This window comes from Microvirga guangxiensis, assembly GCF_900102135.1.
GTDB classification, from domain to species: domain Bacteria; phylum Pseudomonadota; class Alphaproteobacteria; order Rhizobiales; family Beijerinckiaceae; genus Microvirga; species Microvirga guangxiensis.
In genome coordinates this window covers 183,753-196,415 of the sequence record NZ_FMVJ01000006.1, presented here as the reverse complement: position 1 = coordinate 196,415, position 12,663 = coordinate 183,753, and the positions used below count along the sequence as shown (strand labels likewise).

Annotated in this window: 8 protein-coding genes; 4 read left to right on the top strand and 4 right to left on the bottom strand. The window is 60.5% G+C overall.

The genetic code is table 11. The features are described 5' to 3' along the window. Positions 1 to 139 precede the first annotated feature (139 nt). Positions 140 to 1,951, top strand: a complete 1,812-nt coding sequence (locus BLP10_RS11905) for an extracellular solute-binding protein (RefSeq protein ID WP_091134650.1) — start codon at positions 140 to 142, stop codon at positions 1,949 to 1,951. Positions 1,952 to 2,083: 132 nt separating this feature from the next. Further along, positions 2,084 to 2,428, top strand: a complete 345-nt coding sequence (locus BLP10_RS11900) for a hypothetical protein (RefSeq protein ID WP_091134648.1) — start codon at positions 2,084 to 2,086, stop codon at positions 2,426 to 2,428. A 12-nt stretch (positions 2,429 to 2,440) separates the two neighbouring features. Here BLP10_RS11900 and mfd read toward each other — a convergent pair whose 3' ends face one another. Both mfd and BLP10_RS11890 read right to left on the bottom strand, forming a co-directional pair. After that, complete coding sequence (gene mfd, locus BLP10_RS11895) at positions 2,441 to 5,965, bottom strand: transcription-repair coupling factor (protein WP_091134646.1); 3,525 nt, start codon at positions 5,963 to 5,965, stop codon at positions 2,441 to 2,443. A 76-nt stretch (positions 5,966 to 6,041) separates the two neighbouring features. Beyond that, positions 6,042 to 6,338 (bottom strand): FAD assembly factor SdhE, encoded by a 297-nt coding sequence (locus tag BLP10_RS11890; RefSeq protein WP_091134645.1) that lies wholly within the window; start codon positions 6,336 to 6,338, stop codon positions 6,042 to 6,044. A gap of 88 nt (positions 6,339 to 6,426) precedes the next feature. On the opposite strand from BLP10_RS11890, the gene recG reads away from it, so the two are divergent. Together recG and BLP10_RS11880 are read left to right on the top strand one after the other, a co-directional pair. After that, positions 6,427 to 8,544, top strand: coding sequence for an ATP-dependent DNA helicase RecG (gene recG / locus BLP10_RS11885; protein ID WP_091134643.1), 2,118 nt, complete (start codon positions 6,427 to 6,429; stop codon positions 8,542 to 8,544). A gap of 65 nt (positions 8,545 to 8,609) precedes the next feature. Further along, positions 8,610 to 9,242: a class I SAM-dependent methyltransferase gene (locus BLP10_RS11880; protein WP_091134641.1), complete on the top strand. Its 633-nt coding sequence runs from the start codon at positions 8,610 to 8,612 to the stop codon at positions 9,240 to 9,242. Positions 9,243 to 9,285: 43 nt separating this feature from the next. On the opposite strand, the gene glmS is transcribed toward BLP10_RS11880, so the two are convergent. Together glmS and glmU are read right to left on the bottom strand one after the other, a co-directional pair. Further along, on the bottom strand, positions 9,286 to 11,112 hold the full coding sequence (gene glmS, locus BLP10_RS11875) for a glutamine--fructose-6-phosphate transaminase (isomerizing) (RefSeq protein ID WP_091134639.1): 1,827 nt from the start codon (positions 11,110 to 11,112) through the stop codon (positions 9,286 to 9,288). Between the two features lie 104 nt (positions 11,113 to 11,216). Continuing rightward, entirely contained in the window at positions 11,217 to 12,593 is a 1,377-nt protein-coding gene (glmU, locus tag BLP10_RS11870) for a bifunctional UDP-N-acetylglucosamine diphosphorylase/glucosamine-1-phosphate N-acetyltransferase GlmU (RefSeq protein ID WP_175493893.1), read from the bottom strand. Positions 12,594 to 12,663: the final 70 nt, after the last annotated feature.

Below are 12,663 nucleotides of genomic sequence, written 5' to 3'. Positions count from 1 at the left end.
GACGGTGAATCTTTGCCGATTGCGGCGAAGACATGACCTGTGGCGCTCCTTTAACCTTTCATGTGCTAGGTTTCCAGTCACTTCGGGCAACTTTCTGTACAATATTGCCCGAGAAGCGCCGTCATGCATCTGGAGCCCCATGAAAGCCAGTCTCATAAGGATTTTAGGCTTTTTTGCCGTCGTCATCGTGGCGGGCTTTAGGCCGATGGTCGCAGCTCAGGCGGAGCCCCTGCGGCATGGCATCGCCATGCATGGAGAGCCTGCCCTGCCCGCCGGGTTCTCTCATCTTCCCTATGCCAACCCCGAAGCTCCTAAGGGTGGGCGAATCACGCTGGCGATTCAGGGTACGTTCGACAGTCTCAATCCTTACATTGTTCTCGGCGTCGCTCCGCCTGCCATTCCTACCTATGTCGTCCAGAGCCTCATGATCCGCTCCCAGGACGAGCCATTCACGCTCTATGGACTGGTCGCCGAATCGGTCGAACTTCCGGAAGATCGGAGTTTTGTAACCTTCCACCTCAACCCGAAGGCCCGTTTCTCGGATGGACACGCTCTGACGGCGGAGGATGTCCGCTTTACGTTCGACGTGCTGAGAGAGCGAGGCAAACCTTTCTACAGGACAAGCTTCGGCCAAGTGAAAAAGGTCGAGATTCAGGACCCTTACCGTATCCGGTTCGACCTTTCTGGCAGCAATGACAGGGAACTGCCTTTGCTGATTGCAATGATGCCAATCTTCGCGGCTCATGCCACCGACCCCAATACTTTCGACCGAACCACTCTCACCCCTCCCGTCGGTTCAGGCCCCTACACCATCAGCGAGGTTCGGCCGGGTGAGCGGGTGGTCTTGAAACGCCGCCAGGATTTCTGGGGGAAGGATCTGCCGGTTTTGCGTGGGCTCTATAATTTCGACGAGATCCGCTTCGACCTCTATCGCGATGCCAACACCATGTTTGAGGCGTTCAAGGCAGGCCTTTACGATTACAGGCTCGAGGGAGACCCGACCCGTTGGGCTACCGGCTATGATTTTCCCGCGACCCGCGATGGAAGGATCAAGCGCGAAACCCTGCCTGTTCAGCTTCCCAAGGGCATGAATGGCTTTGTGTTCAATACCCGCCGACCTCTGTTTGCCGATGTGAGGGTTCGGGAGGCCCTCGGCCATCTGTTCGATTTCGACTGGCTGAACCGCAACCTCTTCTATGGTTACCTTAAGCGCTCGGACAGTTTCTTCGCCGGTTCGGATCTCTCCTCAGCTGGGAAGCCTGCCGGCGGGCGCGAACGTGAGCTTCTCGACCAGTTTCCAGGAGCGGTGCGGAGCGACATCCTCGAAGGACGCTGGATGCCTGCTTCGGCAGACGGAACTGGGCGCGACAGGGACATGGCCCGTCAGGCTTTGGCGCTGCTGTCGGAGGCAGGCTGGGGTCTCAGAGACAATGTTCTTCGCAACCGGAAAACCGGAGAGGCTTTTCGTTTCGAGATGCTGGTCAATTCACGTTATCAGGAACGCCTCGCATTGAACTATGCGCAGGCTCTCGAGCGCATCGGGATCAAGGCGAAGGTACGCTTGGTGGATGACGTCCAGTACTGGCGGCGCATTTCCCGATTCGACTACGACATGATCCTGTGGGTCTGGCCGGCCTCAGCCTCTCCCGGAAACGAGCAGCGCAATCGCTGGGGCTCCGAAGCGGCGAAGAAGGATGGCTCCTTCAACTACGCAGGGGCTACCTCCCCTGCCATTGACCGCATGATCGACGCCCTTCTGGAAGCGAAAACGAGGGAGGACTTCGTCTCTTCGGTACGCGCCCTCGACCGCGTACTGCTCTCCGGTTTCTATGTCGTCCCCTTATTTTACGTGGGCGACCAATGGCTTGCCTACGATAGCCGGTTGAAGCACCCACTGAAGACGCCTCTCTTCGGCTCTTCTCCCGATGTATGGTGGAGAGAAGCGGACTGAAGGGCCATGAAACAGTCCTGCATTTATTGTTGAGCTTCCATTCATGTAGCGAATGCAACTAAACCAAGGCTTAGTTCGTTAAGGAGCACGTCTCCCGGCTAACGAACGCGTTACCAACGCAAGGGTGTTGCAATGAATGGCATGCAGAAGGTTCTCGTCGTCGACAACGGCGACCGCGCGCCTGACTGCGCACTTTCGGCCGAACTTGCAGGTATGGGATATGCGAGCGTCACAGCCCCTTTTGAGGCTGCAGACGATGTACTCGCGCTGATCCCGAGCCCTGCCGCCGTAGTTCTGCAGATGCCTCAGCATGCCGATTGGCCAGAACGCCGCCGGTTCCTGGAACTTGCCACCCGACTGCGCAAGACTTTGGCCAAAAGCCACACGCCTGTCATCGTCACAGGCGGCATTAGCGGTGCGGTTACGATGCTGCAGAACGAACTGAGCACGCGTGCTGTGGCTGCGGCAGACCTTTGATCTCAGTCCGTCTTAAGCTGCCTTCTTTTCGGCAATCCTCACCAGATCACGCAGGATGATGGTCGATGTCTTGATGCGCTCATCAGGGGTTTCGACGTCGCGGACGAATACAATCTTCATATCCGGACGCACCTTCGCGAACGAGGCCTGTTCCGTCACGTAGGAAATGAGACCCGTCGGATTTGCGAAGGAGTTGTCGCGGAAGGAGATGATGATGCCCTTCGGACCGCCATCCACCTTCTCCACATTGGCGCGACGGCACAGCACCTTGATTGCCATGATCTTCAGAAGCTGATCGACCTCTGACGGTACAGGACCGAAACGGTCGATGAGCTCCGCGCGGAAGCCGTCGATCTCCGTGTCCGTTTCGAAGGTCGAAAGTCGGCGATACAGGCCAAGACGCAATTGCAGGTCTGCGATGTAGCTCTCCGGGATCATCACCGGCGCGCCGACCGCGATCGTAGGCGACCACTGATCCTCTGCAGGCTCCTCGATACCGGCCTTCAGCTGCGCGACGGCCTCCTCGAGCATCTGCTGATAGAGCTCATAACCCACTTCCTTGATATGGCCTGATTGTTCCTCGCCAAGCAGGTTGCCCGCCCCACGGATATCCAGATCGTGCGAGGCGAGCTGGAAGCCTGCGCCCAATGTATCGAGTGTCTGGAGGACCTTGAGACGCCGCTCGGCCTGCGCCGTGAGATTCTTGTTGGCCGGCACCGAGAAGAGAGCATAGGCGCGGGTCTTCGACCGGCCCACTCGCCCACGCAATTGGTAGAGCTGCGACAGGCCGAACATATCGGCGCGATGCACGATCAGTGTGTTGGCAGTCGGAATATCGAGGCCGGATTCCACAATGGTCGTAGAGAGCAGAATGTCATACTTCCCTTCGTAGAACGCCGTCATGACGTCTTCGAGCTGGCCCGCCGCCATCTGGCCGTGCGCGACCGCCACCTTCGCCTCTGGCACTTCCTTGTCGAGGAAGGCCTTCACCTCGCCGAGATCGTCGAGGCGCGGCACGACATAGAATGCCTGCCCGCCCCTGTAACGCTCGCGCAGCAGCGCCTCGCGGATGAGAAGCGGATCGAATGGCGTGATGAAGGTGCGGACGGCGAGACGATCCACCGGCGGCGTAGTGATGAGCGAAAGTTCGCGAACGCCTGTGAGCGCCAGCTGAAGGGTGCGCGGGATCGGCGTTGCGGAGAGCGTCAGCACATGCACTTCGGCGCGCAGTTCCTTCAGGCGCTCCTTATGGCTCACGCCGAAATGCTGTTCCTCGTCTACGATGATGAGGCCGAGATCCTTGAACTTGATCGACTTGCCCAGCACGGCATGAGTGCCGACGACGATATCGACCGACCCGTCCGCCAATCCCTCCTTCGTCTTCTTCAATTCGGCCGAGGGTACGAAGCGCGAGGCCTGACCGATGTTCAGCGGCAGGCCACGGAATCTGTCGCAGAAGGTCTTGTAGTGCTGACGAGACAACAGAGTGGTCGGCACGACGACGGCCACCTGCTTGCCACTCATGGCAGCAACGAAGGCGGCGCGCAGAGCAACTTCCGTCTTGCCGAAACCCACGTCACCGCAAACGAGGCGATCCATAGGACGGCCCGATGCCATGTCGTCGAGCACCGCTTCGATGGCGTTGAGCTGATCCTCGGTTTCGTCATAGGGGAAACGGGCAGCGAATTCGTCGTAGAGCCCTTCCGGCGGGATCATGCGCGGCGCATCCTTGAGAATGCGCGCTGCGGCGATCTTCATGAGGGCGCCAGCCATCTCGCGGATGCGCTGCTTCATGCGGGCTTTACGAGCCTGCCAAGCACCACCGCCGAGCTTGTCGAGCTGAACTTCCGTCTCTTCCGAGCCGTAACGAGTCAGAAGCTCGATGTTCTCCACCGGGAGGAACAGGCGGTCGCCGCCTGCATAATGCAGTTCCAGGCAGTCATGCGGCGCCCCCGCAGCTTCGATGGTCTTGAGACCTTCGAAACGCCCAATGCCATGATCCACGTGCACCACGAGATCGCCGGGCGTGAGAGCGGCGACCTCCGTGAGAAAGTCCTGTGGACGCTTGGATTTGCGCTTCTGGCGCACGAGGCGGTCGCCGAGGATGTCCTGTTCGCTGATGACGGTCAGGTCGCCTGTCTCGAAGCCATGCTCCAATGGCCAGATGCCAACGGGAATCTCGTTACGCGGATAGGCCATCGCCTCCGAGAAGCGGCCAATCGGCTTCGTCTGCCTCAGGTCGTGGTCCTGCAGGACATGGCACAGGCGCTCGCGCGAGCCGTCCGACCACGCCCCCAGGATCACGCGGCGGCCTTGCTTCTGCTGGTCGCGAATATGGGCGACAACAGCCTCGAACACGTTCGCGCTCTCGTCCGCGCGCTCCGCGATGAAATTGCGACCCTGGCGCGCGGCGCAATCCACCACGATGCGTGGCGCGCCGGATTCGGGCATGGCGAACGGCGTGAGTTTCGCAAGCGGCAGCGAAGCGGTACGCTCTGCCCATTCATCTGGTTTGAAATACAACTGGTCCGGCGGCAGCGGGCGATAAGGCGCGACGCCGGGCTGGTTCTGCCCCATGTTCTCGCGCCGGGCGTCATAATAGTCCTTTACTTGAGACAAGCGCTCGCCGGCCGCATCGTCCACCAACGCATCGAAGACCACCGGAATGCTGGGCACGTAATCGAGTAGCGTGTCGAGACGATCATGGAACAGGGGCAGCCAATGCTCGTGGCCCGGATAGCGCCGCCCCTCGCTGATCGCCTCGTAGAGCCGGTCGTCACGGGTTGGAGCGCCGAAAGCGGCCACATAGGACTGACGGAAGCGCTTGATGCTCTCCGTGGTAAGCTGCACCTCGCTCATGGGCACGAGATCGAGGGACCGGAGCGTTCCGACCGTGCGCTGGTTCTCGGGGTCGAAGGAGCGGATCGATTCCAGCGCATCGCCGAAGAAGTCGAGGCGCACCGGATTAGGCAGCCCCGCCGGGTAGAGGTCGATGATGCCGCCGCGCACCGCATATTCGCCGGTTTCGCGCACCGTGCCCGTCCGCATGAAGCCGTTGGATTCGAGCCAGTTGATAAGAAGCGTCGTGTCGACCACGTTGCCCGGCTCGGCCGAGAAGGTTTCTGCGGCGATGCGGTTTCTCGGCGCGACGCGCTGGACGAGGGCGTTCACAGTGGTGGAGAGAATCCGCGGCTTTTCCTCGGATGTCTTGGAGCGGGTAAGGCGCGCCAGGGTCGTCATGCGCTGAGCGGTGATTGCCGCATTCGGCGACACCCGATCATAGGGTTGGCAATCCCAGGCGGGGAATGTGAGGATCTCGATTTCCGGCGCGATGAAACCGAGGCTGTTGGCGAAATTCTGCTGCCGCTGGCCGTCCCGTGCCACATGAACCAGGACGGCCGGCCCCTCGATAGTTCCCGACAGGCCGCGCGCCAGATCGGCAACAGCGAGCGCGTCGAAGCCGTCCGGAACGCTGGCAAGCGTCAGGCCTTGGCCTTTTTTAAGGGCGTCGAGAGCGCGGGTCAGAGCAGACTTCATGGCAGCGTATCAGGTCACAATGGAGGAGAACGCGGGCTTCTCCGCCCGGTTCGTCAGAATTCGGATAAGGACGACGTCAGTTGTGAATCGGCGAGGTATGGGTGTGAAACGCCTTCAGGCGGCGGAACAGGGGGGTGTTGTAGTTCGTAGGCGTCTCGATCTCTCCCGTGATCCAGCCGAGCAGATCCCGGTCCGTCACCTCGATCAGGCGCTCGAACTCGGCCAAGTCCTCATCGGAGAGGTTGCCGATCTCGGAATCGGCAAAGCGGCCCATGATCAGGTCCATCTCGCGCATACCCCGGTGCCAGGATCTGTAAAGGATCTGCTTGCGGCGGACATCAAGGTCGGCGCTTGTGCGTGTCGTCCCGCTCATGAAAATGCTCCGGTGAGATAAAGATAACGTCGCGTCGAAGCGGCATGGCCGCTATATAACCATCTCCCTTCGACTTGACACCCGTTTGATGCCCTTGCGCCCTTCCATTCTCGATCCCCTGTTCGCCCCGGCAGCCGCTCTGCCCGGCGTTGGACCGAAAATTGCCCCCCTCCTCGACCGCCTCCTGGGTGAGCCGGGAAAGCCTGCGCGCGTGGCAGATCTGCTGTTTCACCTGCCGAGCAGCGGCATTTCCAGGGAAATGAAAGGCTCGATTGCCGATGCACCTGTGGGTGAGCCAGTGACCCTCTCGGTAACGGTCGTGGCCCATCGCCCGCCCCCGCCCGGCCGCCGTGCTCCTTACCGGATTGTCGTAGAGGACGAGACCGGCGACGTATCGCTCGTGTTCTTCAATGGGCAGAAAGCGCGGCTGGAAAAGCTCCTGCCTTTGGGCGAGCGCCGCTATGTGTCGGGCAAGATCGAACTGTGGGACGGCCGCCGCCAGATGGTGCACCCGGACCGTATCCTGGATGAGAAAGGCATTGAAAGCCTGCCGGCCGTCGAGGCTGTATACGGCCTGACCGAGGGCCTTTCCTCGCGCATGGTGGGCAAGTTCATCGGCGCTGCCCTGGAGCGGGTCCCGAACCTCGCCGAATGGCAGGATCCCGCCTGGCTCGACCGGAATGCTCTGCCCGATTTTCGGACAGCCCTCTTTGCGTTGCACAGGCCCGATAACGCCTCGCAATTGTCCGAGGAGGCAATTGCCAAGTCCGCCCCGCGCCGCCGTTTGGCCTATGACGAACTGCTCGCCTCCCAGCTCGCCCTCGCCCTCGTCCGCAGCCGCATGCGCCGTCTGCCGGGACGGGTGAATGCGGGGGACGGACGTCTCGTCGATAAGCTGACGAAAGCCCTGCCCTTTGGCCTTACTGCATCCCAGGCCAAGGCCATCGAGGACATTCGCCAGGACCTTGTGTCCGACAAGAAGATGCTGCGCCTGCTCCAGGGCGATGTTGGGTCAGGCAAAACCGTGGTTGGTCTCCTCACCATGGCAAGCGCAATCGAAGCCGGTCGTCAGGCAGCCATGATGGCGCCAACGGAGATCCTCGCTCGACAGCATTATGAACGCCTCGCTCCCATGGCCGAAGAGGCAGGGCTGACAATCGCGCTTCTTACCGGTCGTGAGAAAGGCGTTGCTCGGCGAACAGTTCTGGAGGGGCTTGCCAATGGCAGCATCCAGATTGCAGTGGGCACCCATGCCCTGTTTCAGGAGGGCGTTGCTTTCCATGATCTCGGTGTCGCCGTCGTCGACGAGCAGCATCGCTTCGGCGTGCACCAGCGCCTGGCGCTTGGCTCGAAGGGCGAGGCCGTCGATATTCTTGTAATGACGGCAACCCCGATCCCGCGAACCCTGGCGCTCACCTATTTCGGCGACATGGATGTTTCGGTGCTGAGTGAAAAACCGGCAGGCCGCAAACCCATCGCCACGAAGCTCATCTCCATCGATCGGCTCGACGAAGTGATCGGGGGCATCGGGCGCGCTGTTGTCAATGGCGACCAGGTTTACTGGGTCTGTCCGCTGGTGGGTGAATCCGAGTCCATCGATCTTGCCGCTGCCGAGGAGCGCTTCGAAACACTCAAGAGCTTCTTCGGCGATCAGGTGGGTCTCGTACATGGCAAGATGGCCGGTAAGGACAAGGACGCCGCCATGGAAAGGTTCTCCAACGGCGAGACCAAGATCCTTGTCTCCACCACCGTGATCGAAGTGGGTGTGGACGTGCCTAATGCCACGATCATGGTGATCGAGCACGCGGAGCGCTTCGGCCTTGCACAACTTCATCAGTTGCGCGGTCGCATCGGGCGTGGCTCCAAGTCCTCGACCTGCCTGCTCATCTATAAAGGCCCGCTCGGTCAGGTCGCGCAGGCTCGCCTGGAGATGATGCGACAGACCGAAGACGGCTTCCGCATTGCCGAGGAGGACCTGCGCCTTCGGGGCGAAGGTGAGGTGCTCGGCACCCGCCAATCCGGCACTCCCGGCTTCAAGCTCGCGCGACTGGAGGTGGATGGCGATCTTCTCGCGGCGGCCCGGGACGATGCGCGGCTGATCGTCGATAAAGATCCGGAACTGATGAGCGAACGCGGGCAGGCCCTGCGGACAATGCTTTATCTGTTCGAGCGGGATTCCGCGATCAAGCTGCTTCGCGCCGGGTGATCGGAGCGCCATTGGCGCCGGCGAGCGACTTTTGATAATCTATCCCATTATCAAAGAGGCTGCCGATGAGCCAACTTGAGTTTACGAACACATGGTTCGAGGACACGGCGAGACCGGTTTGGGATCAGTTGATCCCACAATTCCAGCCGCGAAAGATTCTCGAGATCGGTTCTTATGAAGGCGCCAGCGCCTATTATCTCGTTCAGAAGCTCGCTCCTCTTCATCCGCTTGAGCTGCACTGCATCGACACCTGGGAAGGCGGCATCGAACACCAGGAGGGAGGCGGCGCGGAAACCGATATGAGCGCCGTCGAAGCGCGTTTCCTTAAAAACGCCAGGACGATGGCCGAGTCTGCTCCGAATCCGGTGGAGCTGGTGGTGCACAAGGGCTTCTCTCATGCGCAGCTCGCAAAGATCCTGGCTTCAGGCCATGAGAGCTCTTTCGATATGGTTTACGTCGATGGATCGCATCAGGCTCCGGATGTCTTGTGCGATGCCATATTAAGCTTCCGGCTGCTGAAAACGGGAGGCCTTCTGATATTCGACGATTATCTTTGGTTTGAGGACCTGCCCTCCGGCAAGGATCTGACCCGCAGCCCGAAAATCGCCCTGGACGCCTTCACCAACATCTATTGCCGGAAGCTCAATATCCTCGCCCTTCCACCCCATCAGCTCTACATGCAGAAAACCTCGGACTGATCGTCTCCGAGATGATCTGCAAGCAGAGACATGATGCTTGAGGCTACTCCACGGTCACGGACTTCGCGAGGTTTCGCGGCTGGTCCACATCTTTGCCCATGAAGACGGCAGTGTGATATGCGAGCAGCTGGATCGGGATCGAGTTCACGATTGGTGCGACGACGGGATTCACCGACGGCATCACGATGGTGGCCATGGTATCGAGGCCCGTTTCCAGAGCGCCCTTCTCGTCCGTGATGAGAATGATTCGCCCGCCGCGTGCGGCTACCTCCTGCATATTGGAGACGGTCTTTTCGAAGATGTTGTCATAAGGCGCGATGACGATCACCGGCATGGTCTCGTCAATAAGGGCGATGGGCCCATGCTTCAGCTCGCCAGCCGCATACCCTTCGGCGTGGATATAGGAGATCTCCTTGAGCTTGAGCGCCCCTTCCATGGCAAGCGGATACGACGTTCCGCGTCCGAGATAGAGCACGTCCTTGGCCTTCGAGAGCTCGCGGGCCAGAATTTCGATCTGGTGCTCGCGCTTCATGGCCTCGCTCATCTGGCCAGGGACGGCAATAAGCGCATCCACCAATTCCTTCTCGTCCTCGGCGCTCAACACGCCGCGCGCGCGGCCAGCTGCAATGGCGAGAGAAAGAAGAACGGTAAGCTGGCAGGTGAAGGCTTTGGTTGACGCCACGCCCACTTCGACGCCTGCGAGCGTTTGTGCCACGACGGCACTTTCGCGTGCCATGGTGGACGTCGGAACATTCACGACAGACAGCGTATGCTGCTTCTCGGATGACGCGTAACGCAGGGATGCCAGAGTATCGGCCGTTTCTCCGGATTGAGAGACGAAAAGCGCGAGTTCTCCAGGCTCCAGAGGGGCCTCGCGATAGCGGAATTCGGAGGCCACATCGATCTCGACCGGAATGCGCGCCAGACGCTCGAACCAATATTTCGAGATCAGGCCCGCAAGATAGGCAGTGCCGCAGGCGGAAATCGAAATCCGCTTCAAATTCTTGAAATCGAAGGGAAGCTCAAACGGAAGCGCGACTTGGCCAGCCGTAAAGTTCACGTAATGCGCAAGCGTGCGGCCCACCACTTCCGGCTGCTCGTGAATCTCCTTGGCCATGAAGTGCCGGTGGTTGCCCTTGTCGGCCATGAAGGAGCTGGCGAGAATCTTGTGGCGCGGACGCTGCACCAGCTCTCCCGACGCATTGCGAATATCGGCGCCCTTGCGGCGCAGAAGCGCCCAATCGCCGTCCTCGAGATAGGTGATGTCGTCGGTGAAAGGCGCGAGCGCCAGTGCGTCGGAGCCTAGATACATCTCACCCTCGCCATAGCCGATGGCGAGAGGCGCGCCATGGCGCGCTCCGATCAGCAGATCGTCCTCGCCATTGAACAGGAAAGCGAGTGCGAAAGCCCCGCGCAGACGCGGAAGTGTCACGGCGACAGCCTCGACAGGCCCCCGGCCCTGGCGCATTTCATAAGTGACGAGCTGCGCCACAACCTCGGTGTCGGTTTCCGTCTCGAACTGCACGCCTTTGGCTTGGAGGCCTTCCTTCAGCTCGCGGAAGTTCTCGATGATGCCGTTATGAACGACCGCCAGCTTGTCGGTTGCGTGAGGATGAGCGTTGGTTTCGTTCGGTTTGCCATGGGTGGCCCAGCGGGTGTGGCCGATGCCGATGACGCCCGAGAGCGGAGATTGAGAAAGCTTAGTTTCAAGGTTGCGCAGCTTGCCTTCCGCGCGGCGGCGGTCGAGACGGCCATATTCCAGCGTTGCGACCCCAGCGGAATCATAGCCCCTGTATTCGAGCCGCTTCAGCGCCTCGACGATTTGCGGTGCGACAGAGGTGTTGCCGACGATTCCAACAATTCCGCACATATCTTAGGCTCTCTCTTGAGACGTTAGGCCAAGCTCTTCGTTTCCATATAGAGCGAGCGGCTTTCGCTGGAATCAACTTGCATGACAAATTGTGACAGCGCTCCCTATTTTCCTTTTGCCGCCTTGGCCTTAGCTCGAAACTCGACGGCCCATCCCTCTTTCGTGACTTGACGTCCACGCCCGAGGGCAAGGGCATCGGCCGGGACGCTGTCGGTAATCACCGAGCCTGAACCGACGAAGGCTCCCTCACCGATGGTGACAGGGGCAACAAGGGAGGAATTGGAGCCGATGAAAGCGCCTTCGCCGATCTGGGTCAGGTGCTTGTTGTAGCCATCATAATTGCAGGTGATCGTTCCGGCTCCGATATTCGCGCCGGCTCCGATCTTGGCGTCACCGAGATAGGTCAGGTGGCTGACCTTGGCTCCAGCCCCGAGATCCGTGTTCTTGATCTCCACGAAATTCCCGACCTTCGCCTTAGGCCCGATGGCGGCTCCCGGGCGCAGGCGGGCAAAAGGTCCAACCCCCGCACCGGTAGAGATGCTCGTCCCCTCCAGATGGCTGAAGCTATGGATGACCACTCCTGGCTCGACCGTGACGCCCGGTCCGAACACCACATGCGGCTCCACGATCACATCAGCCCCGAGCTTCGTGTCGTAGCTGAGGAAAACCGTCTCCGGCGCAACGAGGGTCGTGCCGCCCGCCATCGCAGCCTCACGCAACCGATCCTGGATCATACGCTCGGCTGCCGCGAGTTGCGCGCGGTCATTGATCCCATGGACCTCTTCCTCGGGAACCACCATGACCGCCGCTCGAAGACCGGCCTTGTGGGCGATTTCGACGATATCGGTCATGTAATACTCGCCCTTGGCGTTGTCGTTGCCGACCTTGTCCAGGAGCATCAGGGCCACATCGCCCCGGATCGCCATCAATCCCCCATTACAGAGGGTGATCGCCCTCTCCGCTTCCGTGGCATCCTTGTGCTCCCGGATCGCAAGCACCTGATCGCCGGATGTGATGAGACGCCCATAACCTGCCGGGTTCTTCGCCTCGAAGGCCATCACCACCACAGCTGCTCCCTCGGCCAAAGGCGCGCGCAGCTTCGCGAAGGTCTCCGTTTGGACGAGGGGCGTATCTGCATATGCAACGATCACGTCGTCATGGTTGCCGGCCAAGGCCTCCCGGGCGCTCAGGACGGCATGACCGGTGCCGAGCCGCTCCCTCTGCACGAAGATTTTCGCGTTCGGGAGGCTTCGGCGCACCTCTGCCTCGACATCCTCCCGGTCGGGACCGACCACTACGGCGGTTTGCGTGGCGCCGGCATCCGCCAGGGTAGCCAGGACATGACCGAGCAGAGAGCGGTTCGCAATATGATGCAGAACCTTCGGCCGCGCGGATTTCATCCGGGTGCCCTCCCCTGCGGCCAGCACGACAGCCAGGCAGCTCCGGGCAGAGGAGGTCGTTGGGGAAATGTTCAGTGTCATCAGGCTTCTATCCGGTGGCGTTGAGGTGTGCAGCTAGACCAGAAGGGGTAATTCGGCAATCTTTTCATCG